Origin of the sequence: Peptoniphilus genitalis (assembly GCF_023614525.1) — a bacterium.
Classification (GTDB): Bacteria; Bacillota; Clostridia; order Tissierellales; family Peptoniphilaceae; genus Peptoniphilus_A; species Peptoniphilus_A genitalis.
Window position 1 is genome coordinate 149,831 of the sequence record NZ_CP097885.1, and the last position, 19,915, is coordinate 169,745.

General features: G+C 32.9%; 24 protein-coding genes. 1 reads left to right on the forward strand and 23 read right to left on the reverse strand.

All coding sequences use genetic code 11. The features are described 5' to 3' along the window. Window positions 1-4: 4 nt before the first annotated feature. The 23 genes from recO to hrcA all read right to left on the reverse strand — a co-directional run bounded on the left by recO (window position 5) and on the right by hrcA (window position 18,737). Entirely contained in the window at window positions 5-709 is a 705-nt protein-coding gene (recO, locus tag M9426_RS00710) for a DNA repair protein RecO (RefSeq protein WP_195444149.1), read from the reverse strand. Further along, window positions 693-1,598, reverse strand: a complete 906-nt coding sequence (era, locus tag M9426_RS00715) for a GTPase Era (RefSeq protein WP_250342140.1) — start codon at window positions 1,596-1,598, stop codon at window positions 693-695. The genes recO and era overlap by 17 nt, the downstream gene beginning before the upstream one ends. Continuing rightward, a complete protein-coding gene (locus M9426_RS00720; protein ID WP_148465936.1) occupies window positions 1,585-1,998 on the reverse strand; it encodes a cytidine deaminase in 414 nt (137 codons plus the stop codon). Before M9426_RS00720 ends, era begins: the two co-directional genes overlap by 14 nt. Next, a complete protein-coding gene (locus M9426_RS00725; protein ID WP_148465935.1) occupies window positions 1,999-2,706 on the reverse strand; it encodes a diacylglycerol kinase in 708 nt (235 codons plus the stop codon). It abuts the gene before it with no gap. A gap of 4 nt (window positions 2,707-2,710) precedes the next feature. Beyond that, window positions 2,711-3,157, reverse strand: a complete 447-nt coding sequence (gene ybeY, locus M9426_RS00730; RefSeq protein ID WP_005957600.1) for an rRNA maturation RNase YbeY — start codon at window positions 3,155-3,157, stop codon at window positions 2,711-2,713. Beyond that, the gene (locus M9426_RS00735) at window positions 3,157-4,170 is read right to left on the reverse strand and encodes a PhoH family protein (protein ID WP_250342141.1); all 1,014 of its coding nucleotides are present in this window, start codon (window positions 4,168-4,170) and stop codon (window positions 3,157-3,159) included. The genes ybeY and M9426_RS00735 overlap by 1 nt, the downstream gene beginning before the upstream one ends. Window positions 4,171-4,251: 81 nt before the next feature. Next, window positions 4,252-4,920, reverse strand: a complete 669-nt coding sequence (locus M9426_RS00740; RefSeq protein WP_250342142.1) for a hypothetical protein — start codon at window positions 4,918-4,920, stop codon at window positions 4,252-4,254. Beyond that, complete coding sequence (gene floA / locus M9426_RS00745) at window positions 4,920-5,912, reverse strand: flotillin-like protein FloA (RefSeq protein WP_005957628.1); 993 nt, start codon at window positions 5,910-5,912, stop codon at window positions 4,920-4,922. Before floA ends, M9426_RS00740 begins: the two co-directional genes overlap by 1 nt. A gap of 8 nt (window positions 5,913-5,920) precedes the next feature. Continuing rightward, window positions 5,921-6,643: an NfeD family protein gene (locus M9426_RS00750; protein WP_250342143.1), complete on the reverse strand. Its 723-nt coding sequence runs from the start codon at window positions 6,641-6,643 to the stop codon at window positions 5,921-5,923. A 96-nt stretch (window positions 6,644-6,739) separates the two neighbouring features. Continuing rightward, window positions 6,740-7,624 (reverse strand): HAD family hydrolase, encoded by an 885-nt coding sequence (locus tag M9426_RS00755; RefSeq protein ID WP_250342144.1) that lies wholly within the window; start codon window positions 7,622-7,624, stop codon window positions 6,740-6,742. A 109-nt stretch (window positions 7,625-7,733) separates the two neighbouring features. After that, window positions 7,734-8,177, reverse strand: coding sequence for a GatB/YqeY domain-containing protein (locus M9426_RS00760; protein ID WP_005957634.1), 444 nt, complete (start codon window positions 8,175-8,177; stop codon window positions 7,734-7,736). A gap of 13 nt (window positions 8,178-8,190) precedes the next feature. Then, window positions 8,191-8,370 (reverse strand): 30S ribosomal protein S21, encoded by a 180-nt coding sequence (gene rpsU, locus M9426_RS00765; RefSeq protein ID WP_005957648.1) that lies wholly within the window; start codon window positions 8,368-8,370, stop codon window positions 8,191-8,193. 188 nt (window positions 8,371-8,558) lie between these two features. Next, window positions 8,559-9,287, reverse strand: a complete 729-nt coding sequence (locus M9426_RS00770; protein ID WP_250342145.1) for a TVP38/TMEM64 family protein — start codon at window positions 9,285-9,287, stop codon at window positions 8,559-8,561. 4 nt (window positions 9,288-9,291) lie between these two features. Next, window positions 9,292-10,143 carry a patatin-like phospholipase family protein gene (locus M9426_RS00775; protein ID WP_250342146.1) on the reverse strand — a complete coding sequence of 284 codons (852 nt, stop codon included), beginning with the start codon at window positions 10,141-10,143 and terminating at the stop codon, window positions 9,292-9,294. A gap of 208 nt (window positions 10,144-10,351) precedes the next feature. Further along, a complete protein-coding gene (locus tag M9426_RS00780) occupies window positions 10,352-10,690 on the reverse strand; it encodes a histidine triad nucleotide-binding protein (protein WP_005957663.1) in 339 nt (112 codons plus the stop codon). A 2-nt stretch (window positions 10,691-10,692) separates the two neighbouring features. After that, window positions 10,693-11,076 (reverse strand): DUF1284 domain-containing protein, encoded by a 384-nt coding sequence (locus M9426_RS00785; protein WP_250342147.1) that lies wholly within the window; start codon window positions 11,074-11,076, stop codon window positions 10,693-10,695. Continuing rightward, a complete protein-coding gene (gene mtaB, locus M9426_RS00790) occupies window positions 11,077-12,375 on the reverse strand; it encodes a tRNA (N(6)-L-threonylcarbamoyladenosine(37)-C(2))-methylthiotransferase MtaB (RefSeq protein ID WP_250342148.1) in 1,299 nt (432 codons plus the stop codon). After that, window positions 12,375-13,064: an RsmE family RNA methyltransferase gene (locus tag M9426_RS00795; protein WP_250342149.1), complete on the reverse strand. Its 690-nt coding sequence runs from the start codon at window positions 13,062-13,064 to the stop codon at window positions 12,375-12,377. The genes mtaB and M9426_RS00795 overlap by 1 nt, the downstream gene beginning before the upstream one ends. Further along, the gene (gene prmA / locus M9426_RS00800; RefSeq protein ID WP_250342150.1) at window positions 13,057-13,962 is read right to left on the reverse strand and encodes a 50S ribosomal protein L11 methyltransferase; all 906 of its coding nucleotides are present in this window, start codon (window positions 13,960-13,962) and stop codon (window positions 13,057-13,059) included. Before prmA ends, M9426_RS00795 begins: the two co-directional genes overlap by 8 nt. Window positions 13,963-14,035: 73 nt before the next feature. Then, complete coding sequence (dnaJ, locus tag M9426_RS00805) at window positions 14,036-15,166, reverse strand: molecular chaperone DnaJ (RefSeq protein WP_005957566.1); 1,131 nt, start codon at window positions 15,164-15,166, stop codon at window positions 14,036-14,038. A 164-nt stretch (window positions 15,167-15,330) separates the two neighbouring features. Beyond that, window positions 15,331-17,157 (reverse strand): molecular chaperone DnaK, encoded by a 1,827-nt coding sequence (dnaK, locus tag M9426_RS00810; protein WP_250342151.1) that lies wholly within the window; start codon window positions 17,155-17,157, stop codon window positions 15,331-15,333. A 21-nt stretch (window positions 17,158-17,178) separates the two neighbouring features. Continuing rightward, window positions 17,179-17,706, reverse strand: a complete 528-nt coding sequence (gene grpE / locus M9426_RS00815) for a nucleotide exchange factor GrpE (protein ID WP_250342152.1) — start codon at window positions 17,704-17,706, stop codon at window positions 17,179-17,181. Window positions 17,707-17,714: 8 nt separating this feature from the next. Continuing rightward, complete coding sequence (gene hrcA, locus M9426_RS00820) at window positions 17,715-18,737, reverse strand: heat-inducible transcriptional repressor HrcA (RefSeq protein ID WP_250342153.1); 1,023 nt, start codon at window positions 18,735-18,737, stop codon at window positions 17,715-17,717. Window positions 18,738-19,375: 638 nt separating this feature from the next. On the opposite strand from hrcA, the gene lepB reads away from it, so the two are divergent. Then, window positions 19,376-19,894, forward strand: a complete 519-nt coding sequence (gene lepB, locus M9426_RS00825) for a signal peptidase I (protein WP_250342154.1) — start codon at window positions 19,376-19,378, stop codon at window positions 19,892-19,894. Window positions 19,895-19,915: the final 21 nt, after the last annotated feature.

Below are 19,915 nucleotides of genomic sequence, written 5' to 3' on the forward strand. Positions count from 1 at the left end.
CTCCTTAATTAAACAGCTTGTCAGACTTAAAACTGCTTATATCTAAATTGTATTTTATATATTTTATTATAATATTATGCAGGTATTTTTTTCTGCTTTTTTCAATATCTTCTATATTTTCTAATTCTTCAAGCTTGCCATAAAGAATTGCATTTAAGAAAAGTAAATCTCTCCTTGTCAATGAAAAGGAATAAGGATCTTGAAAATCGATTATGCCTTCTCTAATAGAGAAATAAGATTTTTCTTTAATATCAAGTTTTGGTCTGTAACCTATAAAACTAAGATATTTTAATTCAAAGGCAAGAGCAAGACCAATGGGGTCTTTAGTAAAATTAAAAAAATTTAAGGTTTTTCTCAAAAGATCAAAGGCTTTTTTGTTAGCCTCACCACTTATAGATGATTTGTCTATAATCTCTAGTAATAAGGACGCGTAAACTAAGTTATCGTAATTTTCTCTAATTTTAAAGTTCGATTCTAAAATTTTTGAATCACTAATATAGAAAAAACTTTGCCCCTTTTTTAAGAGATATTCATTTAGACCAAAAACTTGTGAAACACTTAAATTTCTAGATTTAGGACTCATTGCTCCCTTTACCATAATGGAAATCTTCCCATATTCCTTGGTAAAAACCCTAATTATTTTAGATGATTCACCAAATCCCATTTCATTTAGGACTATGCCTAGAGTGTAATTATTTGTCGTAACCAAATCTCTTTACCAAATTGTCTCTATCTCTCCAGTTTTTCTCAACCTTAACCCAAATTTGAAGATTTACCTTGGCATCTAAAAGTCTTTCGGCTTCTTCTCTTGCTTCTGTCCCAATTCTTTTTAGCATAGAACCATTTTTCCCAATAAGAATTCCCTTGTGAGTATCTCTTTCAACGTAGATATTTGCATCAATATCATACATATTTTTGTCTTCTCTTTTTTTGAATTTTTCAATTGAGATAGCAAGACCATGTGGAACTTCTTCATTTAAATACATAAGTCCCTTTTCTCTTATGATTTCTGCAACAATAAATCTCTCATTCTTGTCAGTAATCATATCTTCTGGATAGTACATTGGCCCTGGCTTCAAAAACTTTTTAAGTATTTCTAGATAAATATCTACACCATCATTTTTCATCGCAGATATAGGGATTATATCATCAAAAATCTCTTCTTCTGCATACATTGAAATAATTTCTAAGAGTTCATCTTTTCTTATTGTATCAACCTTATTTATTAAAAGTATGATAGGTAGCTTTCCCTTATATTCTTTTAAGATATCTATAATTGATCTTTCAGCCCTACCAATTTTTTTTGAAGTATCCACTATATAGGTAATAACATCTGAATCTTCTATGCCCTCTTTAGATTCAGTTAGCATGAATTCTCCCAACTTATTTTTTGGTTTTTGTATTCCAGGCGTATCTAAAAATATTATTTGAGCATCTTCATCTGTATGGATAAAGGTAATATTTTGTCTTGTTGTTTGAGGCTTTGAAGAAATAGCTGAAATTTTCTCTCCAATTATTGCATTTAGTAAGGTAGACTTACCAACATTGGGCCTCCCTATTACAGATACATATCCCGATTTAAAATTATTTTCTGTCATTTTCATCTCCATCCAGGTCTTCTGGACCAAAGGAATGAGGTAAAATTTCCTCCATCCCAAATATTTTATAGTCTTCAGTAGAGTTCGCTATTATTATTTCAGGATTTTTTGAAAATTCACGAATAACTTGTCTACATACTCCACAAGGGAAAGTGTAATCACTATCCCCAACTACAGCTATCTTTTTAATCTCTCTCTTACCTTCAGATACTGCTTTAAATATTGCGGTCCTCTCTGCGCAGTTAGTTGGAGAGTAAGAAGCTATTTCAATGTTTCCACCAGTATAAACTGACCCATCTTCCATCTCAACTGCACAACCCACATTAAAGTGTGAGTAAGGCGTATATGTCATATTATCTCTTGCATCAATAGCAAGTTCAATTAATTTTTTATATTCCATTTAACCAACTACCTTAAAAACAAATATTGCTACACAAATCCCAAGGATTGCTCCAACTATAACTTCGGAAACCTTGTGAATTTTACCTTCTACCCTACTTTCTGCAACGAGAAAAGCCAGCCCAAAGGAGCAAAGTGTCACAAGAGAATTTTCTGCTATCATAGTTATAATTGTGGCAGCACAAAAAGAAATTGCCGAGTGACCACTTAGGCCGCCTCCTTGGAAATATGTACCTCCACTTTTCTTAGCCATCAAAAGCTTGGCACCAACTGTTGCTATAATAATGATAAGCAAGGATACAAAGGCCAAGTGATTTGGCATATTCTTTATTTTAAATAGAAGCAAATCCCCAAAAGAAGCAAACTTGTCATAAAATACTAAGTAAGCAACGATAACTGCATTTAATGCTGTAATTAAAACTGCTCCCGCTGATACATCCTTTATATACTTTGCAATAGGATTGTACTCCTGAACTACTAAATCAACAGTCCTTTCTATTGCAGTGTTAATCATTTCTGCAAATACAACCAGCGTAATGGCAAATAACATTAAGAGAAACTCTGTAGAAGATATATCGAAAAAAAGTGATAGGATTATAATTCCAAGAGCAGCAAGGTAATGAAATTTCATGTTTCTCTCTGTTTTCAATACAGAAATAATACCCTGGACTGCGTAATTAAATGATGAAATAAAGCGTCCTTTTTTCATAAAATCACCTATAAATTTCAAGTTCCTTCATGGATAACTTTTCTCTTTCTCTCATTTCTCTTTTGTCTTCATCTTCCATGTGATCGTATCCTAAGAGATGGAGAATACTGTGTACTGTTAAATAAGAAAGTTCCCTCTCATGAGAATGACCAAGCTCTTCTGCTTGTTCCATTACTCTTCTTGTGTTTATTATAACATCTCCAAGAATCCTCTTGTCTATAATAAATTCATCATCCATGGGAAAAGATAGAACATCAGTAGATCTATCTACTCCCCTATAGTCCCTATTTAAGTTCTTTATTTCTTCATCTCCAACAAAAGAAACAGATACTTCAACTTCATCATCAAGACCTTCAACTTTTAAAACAGAAGCAATTGATTTTTCGACTAATGATTTTATTTCATCAGTTATTTCTATATCATCTTGCCTGTCATCGTAGTAAACTTCCATTATTTACTCCAGTTCTTTGACTTCTTGGCCTCAATTACTTTATTGGCCTTGTCATTTGTCTTTTCATATTTTTCGTATGCATCAATTATTCTTTGAACAAGGGCATGACGAACAATATCATTTTTATTTAGATAAGTTATTCCAATTCCCTTTACTCCATCAAGAATCTTTAGCACAGTCTTTAGACCAGATTGCTTACCTCTTGGTAGGTCTATTTGTGTAACATCACCAGTGACAATAGCCTTAGAACCGTAGCCAAGTCTTGTCAAAAACATCTTCATTTGTTCATTAGTGGTGTTTTGTGCCTCATCTAAGATAACAAAGGCTGAATCAAGAGTTCTACCCCTCATGTAAGCAAGTGGTGCAACCTCAATAAGTCCCTTTTCAAATAAATTGTTATATGTGTCATGTCCAAGTATTTCAAATAATGCATCATAAAGGGGCCTTAAATAAGGATCTACTTTATTTTGTAAATCTCCAGGAAGGAAACCCAAATTTTCTCCTGCCTCTACAGCAGGTCTTGTCAAAATAATTCTGTTAACTTCTTTTGCTTTAAAGGCACGAACTGCTGCTGCCATGGCAAGATAAGTCTTACCAGTACCTGCTGGTCCAATCCCAAAAACAATGTCATTATTGTTTATGTTGTCAATATATCTCTTTTGACCAAGAGTCTTAGCTCGTATGGGCTTACCCATGGATGTATATACTAAGGTATCTTTTAATAACTCTGCCACTGGTCTCTTTTCATTATTTTTAATAAGTGAAATCGCGTATCTTACATCTGATAAGCTTAAAGAATTTTGCTGTCTAGCAGTTTCAACTAAGTTTGTTAAAAGAACTGCCCCGTCTTCAACTATATCTTCTTCCCCACTTATAAAAATCTTGTCTGCCTTGGATTTAATAATAAGCCCTAGTTCTTTTTCTATAAGAGCAATATTTTCATCTAGCTTTCCAAATAAAATTGACATCAAATTTATATCATTAATTTCAATGGATTTTTCCATTTTTGTCAAAAATATACCCCCTTAAACGTGACTTTAATAATACCACAAAAAGGCCTACTTTTCCATAGATTATGGAAAGCAAGCCTTGATTTATCTAAGACTTAAAGGTTTATCGAAAATCTCTTTATAAATTTGAATTTTAGGTAAATCTTCTTCATTAAAGTTTAAGAAATCACCAATAAAGTTTTCACCCTCTTCATCTTCATAAATAACGCTGTCTGATTCACATTCTTTTATGAATTCACTTTCAAAAATTTTGTCAGGAATTTTCTCTAGATTAAGAGAACCTTCTAAAACTTCCTTCTTATCTTCAGATTTTGAATTTTTTAAATCTTTATCTGATAAAGATTTCTTTTCTAAAAGTTTCTTTTTAAGTTCTCTTTGGGCATAAATAGGGTCTTTATTGACAAGTTTTTTATCACTTTTTTCTCTAAGCTTATCTTCAGAATTATCCTTTTCTTCTTTAAAGATTTCTTTAATACTTTTTCCTAAAGTTTCCTTCTTATCTTTTTCTTTCTCTTTTTCTTTTTCTTCTTTGATTATTTTTTTGATTTCATCAATTAAACTTTCTGAATCTGATTTCATGTTACCATGAATATTTTTAGAGTTTGGATTATTTCTATCAGCTTCATAAAAATCCTCTGTCATTTTCTTTTTTCCTCTGTTAAGGACAGTTAAAATAACTTTGAAAATAACAATGAATATTATGGCCGGCATGAGAGAAATAATAGCAATTACTAAACTAAAAATAGATCCCATTATTTATTGTCCTTTTTGTGGTTCTTTTCAGGTATTTTTGAAATTGACTTTCTCATATCAGTATCAGAGTTTATGTTTTGCATCTTATAATAATCAAAGACTCCAAGATTTCCACTTTTTAAAGCTTCTGCCATTGCAATTGGTACTTGAGACTCTGCTTCTACTACCTTTGCTCTCATGGCTTCTACTTCAGCCTTCATTTCTTGTTCACGAGCAAGGGCCATAGCACGTCTTTCTGATGCCTTAGCTTCAGATATTCTCTTATCAGCTTCGGCTTGATCAGTTTGCAATCTCGCACCAATATTTCTTGCAACATCAACATCTGCTATATCAATAGATAAAATTTCGTAAGCTGTGCCTGAGTCAAGTCCCTTGTCTAATACAACTCTTGAAATTGAATCAGGGTTTTCTAGAACTGACTTATAACTCTTTGATGAACCCACTGTTGTTACAATACCTTCTCCAACTCTTGCAATAATAGTTTGTTCACCTGCACCACCAACAAGTCTCTCTATGTTGGCTCTTACAGTTACCTTTGCCTTAACTATAACTTCAATACCATCTTGAGCAACAGCAGAAATATTTGGTGTTTCAATTACCTTTGGATTTACAGAAACTTGAACTGCTTCAAGAACATCTCTACCTGCAAGGTCAATAGCAGCTGCCCTTTCAAATTGAAGAGGTATGTTTGCCCTTTGTGCAGCTATAAGCGCATCTACAAGAGTATTGACATTACCACCTGCAAGATAGTGGGCTTCAAGACTAGCTATTTCAAGATTAAGCCCAGCCTTAGTTGCCTTTATAGCCGGTCTAACAATTCTTGATGGCTTAACTCTTCTAAGTTTCATTCCAATAAGCTCTGATATCTTGATTTTAACACCAGAGAAAAAAGCAGTTACCCAAAGTCCCACTGGTACGAAGGACAAGAACATGGAAACCACTATGATTATTACTGCAATTATTAAGATACTTCCAATTGGATAATATGACATAATTCCTCCTAATTTTTTTCGACGTAAACTCTTGCGCCACTAATTCTAACAACAACTACTGATTCATCTTTTCCAATAAATCCAGTATTTGAAACTACTTCTATCTTCCTATCTCCCAATATAGCATAACCTGTTGGTCTAAGGGGAGTTTTTGTAAGTAATATATCGCCCATCGAAACCTCTTCAGCTTTAACACTTACATAGCCCTTATCGCTAGAACTTTCTTTAAAAAGTCTAAGCCTATTGATTGCTTCAGATTTAATTCCTCTTTTAACTAGCACATATCCAAGAATTAATGCAATAACTAGAGCAAGGGCAAGGGAAAACAGAGCAAAATAAATGTCGCTCATTGACAAAACTAAGCCTGCAGAAACTGCAATAATCCCACTGACCCCAGCAACTCCAAATCCTGGTATCATTATTTCAAAGCCTAATAAGAGCAAGCCTATAACAAATAAGGAGATTTCAAAAATGTTTGTATTCCCCATTTTTATAGATCCCCAAAAAAAGGCAATAAAGCAGGCTATTGAAAGAATTCCAGATATACCAAAACCTGGTGTCAAAACTTCAAAAACTGCTGTTACAATTGCCACAATAAGTAAAATAGCAAAAATATAATCATTAGAAAATATACTTTCTAAAGATCTTATGCCTTCACCTTGTGCATAGACAAAGTTTATTAAAAGCATTAAAAGTGGAAGACTATAAAATAAATTTTTATGTTTTTTCAATTTAACCTCCTTTGCACTTGTTAACATTTTACCCCAAAATTTTTATCAATAATCTAAATTATACAAAAGATTAGGAATTTAAATTATTAATATTTATTAAAATTCAGAAGCTTCCTTGAGACAAGAATAATGGGTTGACTCTAGCTTTTCATTAAAAACTGTTCTCTCTATAATATTTTTTATTATTAGATCTAATTCTTGGTTTTCTCTATAGTCGGCAGGTGCAAAATATTTTATTCTATTGTCCTTAATCATCCTATAAACTTTCTCTTTAGAGTGGTCGGGATTATAAACTCCTACAGAAAATCCACCATAAGTGTTTACTAACTTCATGCATGGAATATCAGTGTCGCTATCTCCAATATAAATTATATTTCTAAAGGGAACCCTAATCTCATCAGGTGGAAAATAATCATTTATACCTGGATCGTTAATATCTAAAGTTCCCTTCTGAATTCTAAAAAGAAACTGAGTTTTGTTTGTGTAGTTAACTACTTGAGCTGGCCATCTCGCTATACCCTTGTCATCAAAGTAAAAGGAGCTTGCATAAATTTTTTCAAACTCACCATTTTTTGCAATTTCTGTCCCTTCAATCATCTCTTTAATTCCAGAGGATATTATATAATGCTCTACAAGAACTCCTCTCTTTAACCCATAATCTCTGATACGTTTAAACCAATCATTAACTCCTGAAAACAATTGAACTTCAGCTCCATAAGCCTCCAAAGTTTTTCTATCTAACTTATGATGATCTTTAAACTCGTTTACCATCATATACATATAAGACAAGTTCTCATCCATATCATTGTCTGCTGCCATCCCATTTGATTTATTCCAGAATTCTTCTACTTCATAACCTAAAGATTGAATATATCCTTGAGCCTGCATCTCATTAGGTGTCAGCGTCTTATCAAAATCATAGCATATAGCAATGACAGGAAGTTCTTCCTTATGTTTTCTTAAATAATCTCTATCACTCATAAATGTCTCCTTACTAGTAAAATATAAAAATTAAATTTCTAATATTTTAAAGTTTAACTTTGAAAATCAAAAAAATTGTAAAAAAAAACCCAGGGAAATTCCCCGAGTTTTAATTTAATAATTCTTTGGCAATAGCATTAACTTGCTTACCATCTGCCTTGCCCTTAATTAATGGCATGACGTTTTTCATTAATTTTCCAATATCCTTCATTGATGTTATTTCATTTTCGTCAATTACTTTTTGTATGATTCCTTTTAATTCTTCATCTGATAATTGCTCAGGTAAGTAATCAAGTAATATTTCAATTTCTTGGTTTGTATGTTCAACCAAGTCTTCTCTATTACCCTTTTTAAATTCCTCAATTGACGATTTTTTCTCTTTTAGCTGTTTGCCAATGATATTTTCAATATCACTGTCATCAAGCTCAACTCGTTCATCTACTTCTTTTTGTTTAATAGCTGCACGAACCATGGTGATAACATCTTTTCGAAGTTTATCTTTATTTTTCATAGCATCCTTTAGGTCTGCCATGAGTCTCTCTTTTAGAGACATAAGAACACCCTCTTTAATATCTGTGTTTTTTTCTGCGTGCCTCTTCGGATTTTTTCTTCCTTCTAACACTTGGTTTTTCGTAATGTTCTCTTTTTCTTACTTCTTTGAGAACTCCACTAGTGGCACATTGTCTTTTGAATCTTTTTAGAGCATTGTCTAAAGATTCATTTTCACCAACCCTGATTTCGGACATTTTTTAACCTCCTCTCGTAGAAAAGAGTATAGCCTCGCGGCCAATTTAGGTTTATTATACTCTATAAATCCCAAAACTTCAATAAAATTTTTCTATTTTGATCTTTAATTATTCCTATGAAAAGTTTTCAGTTTTATTTAAAATTATATACCTTCATCAGTAAGATTTTTAAGCTCATTATTTTTATTTTACTTATCTTTATTCACCCTATAAGTTATACCTATAACAGAAGCAGAAATTAAAATCTTTATTAGAATTAAGCCCATAAATTGCCAAGAAAGTGGATTTAAAATTACATCTCCCAGAAAAGTACTAATAATAACTCCAATTGATGCTCCTAGTAGTGATGAAGTTATATACTTTATGTAGTTGGTCTTACAGGCACCAAAGTAGAAGCTAAGAATATCGCAAGGAAACCATCCAATAAGTCTTATTAGAAAGCTTGCTAGAAATTCATTTTTCTTTTGCATTTCTATTAGCTTTTTAAGCTTTGGATATTTTTTCCTTAAATAATCCATCTCCTCTGCCCCAGACCATCTTCCCAATATAAAAGGTATTGTAAGTGTAATTGATAGACCAAGATAATTTATTAATACTGCCTTTAGTGGTTCAAAGATAATTCCACTTGCAAGATAAAGAGACCCTATTGGGACTATTATTGTAAGACTCTTTACTGCAAAAAGGCTCAAAAGAGAAATTATAGATTTTATAGGATTGCCACTAGCACTTTCTATTATGGATTCAATGGACATATTTCCGCTTCGATTAAAAATCAAAAGTATAATTATGGACAAAAAAGAAATCAGGGCAACAATCTGAATTTTTTTGAATCTATTTTTTACATTTTTTTCACTTTCACTTAAGTCTATATTTTCTTCATCTTCAAATTTTTTTAATTTTTCTTTTATGATTTTCATTTCATCAACTCTTATTTATATTTTCCAAGCTTAAGACTTTTTTTGCGTCCCTTCTCCCCATTTCATATAAATTCTCTAACTGTTCATGGTCTTGACTAAGAGTTTTTAAATTTCCTATGTCACTTGGTGCAACAATTATTATTTTATTTTCTTTTTCAAGTTCAATAGCTTCCCTGAGACTTTGGTTGTAAACTTCATATCTTTTTGCAAAAGTTTTTGAAAGTCTTGGGTAGTTTCTCCTCAGTATTCTAACAAACTTTTTGTCTTTTCTCTTTTCCCTAAAGTAATCCTTAGGTCTTGTAAGTATAAGAATCACCTTATCACAACCTGCTTCAAAGGCTCTTTTAAAAGGTATTGGGTCTGACAGACCTCCATCAAAATAGGGAACCTTATTTATGACGTAAGGCTTACAAAGGACTGGAACACAACAGGATGCTTTAATTGGATCATATTCATCAATAATAAGGTCATTCTTATTAAAATATTTTGGCCTTCCTGTTCTAGCATCTGTTGCAACTATTTCAAATTCCATTGGATTTTCCATCATAGTTTTATAGTCAAGTGGATTTTCTCCATTTGATGCACTTAAGTCCGAATAAATATAATCTAAATCAATATATGAACCCGTTTTTAAATAATTTTTTAAGCTCATATATTCTTTTCTAAAAGCATAATTATTATAAAAAACAAAATTCCTTCTTGGTTGATTGGCAAGGAAGGAGGCACCATTGGCAGCTCCAGCAGAAACTCCAATGAAGTAGTCACCACTTATTCTCTCTTCCATAAAATAATCAAAGACCCCTGCTCCATAAATTCCACGAGTTCCTCCGCCAACATCAACAAATCCTAATTTCATAAACCATCTTCCTTCTTTAAAAATATATTTTCCAACAAATAACAATTATCTTAAGTATATTACATAAACGCAATGTTTAATAGTGCCAAAAGTTAAAAACTGTTACAATTCTCAAATTAAATTATCAAAAATTTTTTAGTAGTTTCAAATTTAAAAACCGTAATAAGAAAAGCCAGGACATTAATCCCGGCTTTAGTAAAAATTTTTATCAACCTGGTGGCCAATTTAAGCTTCTTCCTCCAAGTACATGGAAGTGAAGGTGATCTACAGTTTGACCTCCGTCTTCTTTGCAATTGTTTACGATCCTGTAACCCTTAGTGAGACCTTCCTCAGCACAAAGTTTCTTTGCAACTAAGAAGATGTGACCTATAAGTTCTTTGTGATTTTCATCTAGATCATCTGCTGATGATATATGTTCCTTTGGAACGATTAAAAAATGAGTAGGTGCTTGTGGGTCTATGTCTCTAAAAGCATACACAAGTTCATCTTCATAAAGTTTTGTTGAAGGAATTTCTCCCTTGATTATTTTACAAAATAAACAGTCCATCCTTACCTCCTTTTGGCTTCAACATCTTTGCAGAGTTCATTCCACTGACATTCTCCACAAATTTCTTCTCGCCTATTCTTTGAAAATATTATATCACAGGCAAGCTTTTTTATGTCTTTCCATAAATAAATTTCATCTTTAGATAGATTTAATACTTCTAAAACTTTTCTGTCATAGGACTTTACCAAGTCGTCACTCTCGCACCTATGTCCAAGGTTTTCTGGACAAGAGCCACAAATATCATCAAGATCAGCTAGTAGTTTAACCTTTGGGTTCTCTTTCAGTTCCTTTAAAACTCTCGTCATATTTTTTGAAAAGTCATCACTATATCCCTCGCCTACAAAGTTTTCTGTGCACAAGAGGTGATGAGCTCTTATCTTTAACATTTAATCACCAAGAACTTCACAATTTGCAATTTCGCCTGTGTCTAAGATTTTTACTTTTTTGATTTTATTAGTAAGATCTTCCTCAGATTTTGCCTTGACCCTGATGTAGTTAGTTGTGTAACCATAATATACTCCATCATGTTTTTCTTCAAATAAAACTGACTGTGTCGTCTTCATGTTTTCTCTCTCAAAAATCTCTTGATATTCTTCTCCAAGAGCAATTAATTTTTCAGATCTTTCTTTTTTAACATTTCCGTCAATTTGATTTTTCATGACAGCTGCCCTTGTGTTTTTTCTCTTTGAATATTTGAAGACGTGAATCCTTGAGAAGCCAACTTCTTTTACAATCTTCATTGAATCTTCAAAGTCCTCTTGGCTTTCTCCAGGGAAGCCAACAATTATATCTGTTGTAAGCCCTGCATGAGGCATATACTTCCTGATGATATTCGCCTTTTCAATGTAATCTTCACGAGTGTATCGTCTATTCATGGCTTTAAGGATATTGTTTGATCCACTTTGAAGAGAAAGATGGAAGTGGTCACATAACTTTCCAGTCTTAACTGCCCTTTCCATAAAGTCATCTGTTATAATAAGTGGCTCAACAGATGAAAGTCTTATTCTCTCAATTCCATCAACTTCTGCAATGGCTTCTATTAGGTCAATTAATCTCATATCTCCAAGGTCCATTCCAAAGGAACCAATGTGAATTCCTGTTAATACAATTTCCTTGAATCCCCTATCAGCAAGGGTCCTTGCTTCTCTAACTGAGTCTTCAATTGTCCTGGACCTAATAGGTCCCCTTGCAAAAGGAATGATGCAATAGGTACAAAATCTGTTGCACCCATCTTGTACCTTCATGTAGGCACGTGTCCTATTGTTACTATCAAAATTTGTCGTGTTGGCAAATTCACGAACATTTTTTAATTCCTTAACAATATTTATCTTTTCATTGTTTTTCTTGGACTCTTCTATTAAATCTACAATTCTATTTCTTTCTGTTGTTCCAACGACAACATCAACTCCCTCAATGCTTTTAACTTCCTCGGGAGAAACTTGTGAATAACAACCCACAACTGCAACAACTGAGTTTGGATTATTCTTCTTAGATTTTCTAATAAATTGTCTTGATTTTCTATCTGATAAATTTGTAACTGTGCAAGTATTAACTATATAAACATCACTAAAGTCATCATTTTCAACTTGTCTGTATCCCCTACTTTCAAAGAGTTCGCTCATGGCTTCAGATTCATATTGGTTAACCTTGCAGCCAAGAGTTAAAATTGAAAAAGTTTTTTCCATTACTCACACTCCTTTGCGTGTATTATATAAAAAGAAGCTGTTAAAGCTGCAGTCTCTGCTCGGAGAATTCTCCTTCCAAGCCCTACTTTTTTAGCTTCACTTAATAATTCAAGTTCTCTTTCTGATATACCACCCTCTGGTCCAATAACAAGTCCTATGTTTTTGCTAAGAGCCTTTGTTACCTCGCCCAATTGTGTCTTGTTTTCATCTTCATAACATAAAACTAAATCGCCAGAAAAATTTAAAATATCATCTGTCTTTATTATGTCATGAACCATAGGTATGACATCTCGTTTTGATTGCTTTGCAGCTGATTCCACAATTTTTTGAAATCTTTCCAATTTCTTTTCTTTTTTCTTGGAAATATCTGAGATAGACCTGTCCATAATAACAGGATAAAAATCACTAACTCCAATTTCTGTGGCATGCCTTAAAACATCTTCAGACTTATTATTTTTTAGGACTCCAAAAAATAAGGACAGTCTAACCTTAGATTCATTGGATTCTAGTACTTCCCCAAGATTTTTTATTTTTTCATCTTCATAAGCAAAAGAAAAAATACCATCCTCAAAAACAACTTGAAAGACTTCCCCGTCCTTTATCCTTATTACATTTTTTAAGTGGTGAAGAGTTTCTTCTTTTAAATTCGTATTGCCTTGAAACTCTCTATCTTCAAAAAATCTATACATTTAAACTTCCTACAATGGCAACCCAATTATTTTTTTCTAATTCGTCAATAATTTCGAATCCATTTTCTTTTAGGGCATCAATAACCATTTGCCTTCTCTCTTTTATAATTCCTGAAGTTATAAAAATTCCACCCTTATCCATGTGGTTCTTAAGATTTTTAATTTCATCAACGATTATCTCTGCAATTATGTTGGAAACAATTAAGTCGGCTCTTCCCTTTACAACATCAAGAAGATTTCCCTTTTTGATGTCCATCTTGTCTTCAAGATTATTTAGATCTGCATTTTCATGTGAAGCATCAATACACTTGTCATCAATATCAACAGCAAGGGCTCTCTTTGCTCCAAGTTTTAAAGCAGCTATGGCAAGAATGCCTGACCCGCAACCTATATCAAAGATCTCGTCATCTTTATTTACATATCTCTCTAAAAGTTCAAGGCACATATAAGTTGATTCATGAGTTCCTGTTCCAAATGCCATGCCAGGATTTATTTTAATTACTATTCTCTTGTCATTGTCATAAGCTTCCCACTCAGGAACAATAGCAAGCTTTTCACCAATTTCTAGTGGCTTGTAATATTTTTTCCAATTATTCGCCCAGTCTTCGTCGTCCTTTTCTTCTAAAAGACATTGTCCAAGATTTTTTTCATTTAGCTCAGCCTTTAAATTATTTGCATCTTCCATATTTTCTGGATAAACCCTAAGAGCAAACACACCTTCCTTTGAATTTAAAAGAGGGTAATCAATAAAGTCCCAGTCCTTTTCATCTTGGTCTAGCTCATCAACTATATCGCTAGAAATTTCTTCTGTCGTATAAATTCCATAGTCAAATAGAATTCCTTCAATGATATCTTTTTTATCCTTTGAAGTATTTATTGTCATTTCAATGTATTTCATCTAATCACCTTGTTTCATTATATTATAGATAATTTCTTTATACAATTTAAAAAATGCGAATCAATGATCCGCATTAATCAAATAATTTCTTTAACTTATCTAAAAATGATTTTTTATTTTCTGCAACTTCTGGCTCAGTTTCTCTTAACTCTTCAAGAAGTTTCCTTTGTTCGTCGCTTACCTTTTTTGGAATAATAATCTCTACCTTGAAGAAGAGATCCCCTCTTTGTTTATCTCTATTGACATAAGGAACTCCTTCTCCCTTTAGTCTAAAAACTGTTCCGCCTGTAGTCCCTTTAGGAATATCATAGTCAACAATTTTCTCAAGAGTTGGTACTTTAATCTTTGCTCCAAGAACTGCATCTGAATAAGAAATTGGAATATTTAGGTAGATGTCATTGCCTTCTCTCTTGAAGACTGCGTCTGATCTAACCCTAATATAGACGAAGATGTCTCCATTTTCGCCACCATTTTCACCAACAGAACCTTGATTCCTAAGTGAAATTATGTTTCCAGTGTCAACTCCCTTAGGGATGTTGACTTTTAACTTCTTAGTTCTTACCTTGCTTCCTCTTCCACCACATTCTTTACATGGCTCTTCTATAACTTCGCCTGTTCCATTACAGTCTTCACAAGCTGAAGTCCTCACAAACCTACCAAATGGTGTGTTTTGTTCTGAAGTAACTTGACCTGAACCATGGCAAGTTTCACAAGTATGCTTTTCACTTCCTGGTTCCATCTTGCTGCCGTGACAATGGGAACACTCTTCCCTAACCTTAACAGAAATTTCTTTTTCCACTCCAAATATTGCTTCAAAGAAATCAAGGGTTACGTCTACTCTTGCATCAGGTCCCTTCTTTGGCATGTCTTTTCTGTTTGCGTATTCATATCTATTGGATCTTGAGCCGCCAAAAATATCAAATATGTCATCAAAGATATCTGAGAAACCTCCAAAGCCACTTCCTCCAGATCCACCCATGTTGCCCTTAAGTCCTTCTTCGCCATAGACATCGTAGATTTGTCTTTTTTCATCATCTGCTAGAACTTCATAGGCATAGGATATTTCTTTAAACTTTGCCTCAGCAACTTCATCTCCTGGATTTAGGTCCGGGTGATACTTTTTAGCAAGCTTCTTATAAGATCTCTTTAACTCTTCTTTAGTTACATTTTTTTCAACTTCAAGAATTTCATAAAAATTTCTCATCTTCCACCTCAATAGTTCTATATTCTAATATAAAAACTAGAAAAAATAAAGCTAAATTCAAATTTTAAAAGATATTTGAGTGTAAAAAATTAATTTATCAAATACAATATAATTTTCTACATAAAAAAAGTTGCAGCCGAAACTGCAACATTTTTATTTAATTATTATTCTTCATCTTCATCTACAACTTCATAGTCAGCGTCAACTACATCGTCATCAGCATGTGCTTGAGAGCCATCAGCTTGACCTTGACCAGCTTGTTGTTTATAAATTTCTTCTGAAATTGCGTAGAAAGCTTGAGTTAATTCTTCAGTCTTAGACTTAATAGCTTCAAGATCTTCACCATCTTTTACATCTTTAAGTCCCTTGATTGCTTCTTCAATCTTAGTCTTATCTGCATCAGAAATCTTTCCTTCAACATCCTTAAGTGTGTTTTCAGATTGGTAAATCATTGAGTCAGCGTTGTTTCTAGCTTCAATTAAATCTTTCTTCTTAGCATCTTCTTGAGCATACATTTCTGCTTCCTTAACTTTCTTTTCAATTTCTTCTTCGTTTAAGTTAGTTGAAGATGTAATTGTGATGTGTTGTTCTTTACCAGTACCCATGTCCTTAGCACTTACATTTACAATACCATTTGCATCAATATCAAATGTTACTTCAATTTGTGGCACGCCTCTTCTTGCTGGTGCAATACCGTCAAGTGTAAATCTACCAAGAGTTACGTTGTCTTTTGCCATTTGTCTTTCACCTTGAAGTACGTGAATTTCTACAGAAGTTTGATTGTCTGCTGCAGTTGTAAATATTTGTGACTTCTTAGTTGGGATAGTTGTATTTCTTTCAATAAGTCTTGTTGTAATGTTACCCATTGTTTCAATTCCTAGAGAAAGTGGTGTTACGTCAAGAAGAAGTAAGTCCTTAACATCTCCAGAAAGAACTCCACCTTGGATAGCTGCACCAAGAGCTACACATTCGTCTGGGTTAATATCCTTTTGAGGATTTTTTCCAGTTAACTTCTTAATACATTCTTGAACAGCTGGAATTCTTGTAGAACCACCAACTAGAAGAACTTTGTCTATTTCGTTTGCAGAAAGTCCTGCATCCTTTAAAGCATCCTTAACAGGTCCTTCAGTCATCTTAACAAGGTCTGCTGTAAGTTCGTCGAACTTAGCACGAGTGATGTCCATATTTAAGTGAAGTGGACCAGCTTGTGAAGCTGTGATAAATGGAAGGTTGACATTTGTTGACATAGTAGAAGAAAGTTCCTTCTTAGCCTTTTCAGCTGCTTCTTTTAGTCTTTGTAGACTCATGTTGTCAGCCTTAAGATCAATTCCATTTTCTTTTTTAAATTCTTCAGCAATATAATCAATTAGTCTATTGTCGAAGTCATCTCCACCAAGTTTGTTGTTACCACGAGTTGCGTGTACTTCAAATACACCATCAGAAAGTTCAAGGATAGATACGTCAAATGTACCACCACCAAGGTCATAAACCATAACAGTTTGTGCATCCTTGTCCTTGTCTTCTCCATAAGCAAGTGCTGCTGCAGTTGGTTCGTTTACAATTCTCTTTACATCAAGTCCTGCAATTCTTCCTGCATCCTTAGTTGCTTGTCTTTGAGCATCTGTAAAGTATGCTGGAACTGTGATAACAGCTTCTGTAATTTTTTCGCCAAGATAAGATTCAGCATCAGCCTTTAATTTTTGTAAAATCATAGCTGAAATATCTTGTGGAGTATAAGTTTTGTCATCAATCTTTACAGTAAAATCTGAACCCATATGTCTCTTAATAGAAGAGATTGTTCTATCAGAGTTTGTGATTGCTTGTCTCTTAGCAGTTTCACCTACTAATCTTTCGCCATCTTTTGTGAAAGCTACTACTGAAGGAGTAGTTCTGTTACCTTCAATGTTAGGAATTATTACAGATTCTCCACCTTCCATTACTGCTACTGCAGAGTTAGTTGTTCCTAAGTCAATACCAATTATTTTTCCCATATATATTTCCTCCTAAAATTCTTATTGTGAAACTTTGACCATTGCAGGTCTTAGTGTTTTATCGTTAATTAAATAACCCTTTTGCAATACTTCTATAACATAACCACTGTCGTATTCATCAGAATCTTCAGTGAGTACTGCGTGATGATATATTGGATCAAATTCTTTTCCCAATGCGTCCATTTCAACTATGCCGTCTTTAGCAAGTACGTCAGTAAGTTGATTTTTTATCATTAATATTCCTTCATAGGTTGAGTCCTTGTCCTTTATAGAGTCCAAAGCTCTCTCAAAGTTATCTATGACAGGAAGTAGGTCATTTGCAATTTTCTTAACTCCAAGCTCAACATACTCAGACTTTTGTGCCTCAGTCCTTCTCTTGTAGTTGGAGAAGTCTGCTTGAAGTCTCATAAATTTATCCATTAAATCTTGATACTTTTCATCATCAGAAGCATCTACTTCAGCTTCATCATTAAGATCAAGATTTTCATCTTTCATATCTATATCTTCATCATTTTGTAAATCATCTTTTTTTATATCTTCATTCGTCATGTACTCCCTCACATTTCTTTCAATCCACTTTTCACTGCGTCGCTAAAAATCTTAACGACTTTGACCAATTTCATGTAATCAATTCTAACTGGTCCAATGATTCCAATACTTCCATAGATTCCATGTTCCTTAGCGAAGGGAGCTCTTATAATAGTATTTTCCTTCATGAGACTTGCGCTATTTTCTGATCCAATAATAACTTCAACATCACTGGTGAAAGTGTCATTTTTTAGGATTTGAAATAAGCTGTCCCGATCTTCTACTAGGCCCATAAAATCTCTAGCCTTGTCTAGGTCCTTATATTCATCAAAGTTTAAAATATTTGTAAGACCGTCATAATAAATGTCAATGGAAGACACCTTTTTATTAAATTGACTAGCAATTTTTACAAGATCAGAAATAAATTTTCCATGTCTTATCATGTCCTCTGAAAGTGAAATCTTAAGTGACTCAATTTCATTAAAATCTATTCCCGACATTTTTTCATTTAAGACCTTCTCTATTATATGAAAATCTTCATCAGAAATATTTTCGATTTCTAAAAAATACTTCTCAATAACTCCCTTGTCCCCAATGAGAACTAACAGGGCTGTAAAATCATCAAGCTTTACTAGAGTAAGTCTTTTGATTTTTGTATCGGCCTTCTGTGGTGCTATGAGATAAGCCGTACAAGAACTTAAGTTAGCTAGGAGATTGACTGCATTTTTATAAAAATCTTCATGATTTCTAGAAGTCAATAAAAGTCTCTCCATGATTTTTCTTGAGGCATCTATGTCGTGGAAACTATTGAAGTTTTTAAAAAGTTCATCAACATAGAAGCGGTAAGCCTTGTCTGATGGAATTCTTCCCGCTGACTGATGTGGCTTATTCAAAAAACCTAGATCTTCAAGATCTGCCATTTCATTTCTTATAGTCGCTGAACTAACTCCAAGGTCGTAATCTTTGGAAAGAGTTCGTGAACCAACTGGAGTCGGCATATCTATATACGCCTCAATTATGGCATTTAAAATATTAATTTTTCTAGTATCCATAACTCCTCCTTTGTTAGCACTCATTAACATCGAGTGCTAATCTATCTATATAATACTTCACGCCTAATACTTTGTCAAGGAAATTTAAAAATATTTTTGACTTTTTTTGACTTTCTTATATTCCCTTATTTTATCTGGGAAATTTATAAGATTTTAAATTTTAAAATATCCTAAGTTTACAAATTTTTATTAGTTCTTGCACTTAATTTGTTTTGTTTTATTTTTTATTTCCCCTCTACAGAGTTTTAAAAATTATTTTCGAAAGTTTATTAAGTCATAAGAGGAAATAACTTTAAATTTTTATAAAGTCCTTCGCTTCCTCATAAACTTTTTTCTTTAACACAAAAATTAAAAGAAGTTTTTAAAACTTAAGAATTTCATTTTATCTTCTTGATACATAGAGACATGTTATAATTTAAATTATTCATAGTCTCTGTGTCTAAAGTTATCTCTCTTCACTAAGTTATAAAAAATTTTTTTCATAAACTTCTAATTTAAAAAAATTTAATTCAAACTTCTATTTAAAAATCAATTAATTTTAACCTAAGTAATTTTAATTTATTACAACATACTCATGCTGTATAAGATAAATAGTTATCCAATCTTTTCCTTATTTATGATAAAATTAGAAATTGGAGATGATCACATTGAAAAAAAACGAAACCCTATCTTTTATTCTTACAATTGTAGCTGCAGTTTTAATTGCACTTTTTGTGAGAACTTTTATTTTTAATATAGCTGTAGTTAATGGAGAGTCTATGCATCCAACTTTAAACGAAAGAGATAAATTGCTCTGCCTTTCTTACAAGAGATACACTGACCTGCCTCGTGGAGAAATCGTGGTAATAGATGCGCCTAATGACAACAGGAATTATATTAAGAGATTAATTGGAAAGCCTGGCGACACAATAGAATTTAAAGATGGACAAGTTATATTAAATGGAAAAGTTTTGGAAGAAACTTATACTTCAACAGATTATACAGAGTCTGATGTTGAAAGCTTTACATTAAAAGATGATGAATACTTTGTTATGGGAGACAACAGACTTCCTGGCATGAGCATTGACTCCAGATACTTTGGACCAATTGAAAAGAAAAGAATAAAATCAGCAGCAGTTTATAGGATTTTACCTCTAAGTAATAGAGGAAAAATTTAAAATATATAATCCCCATGAAAT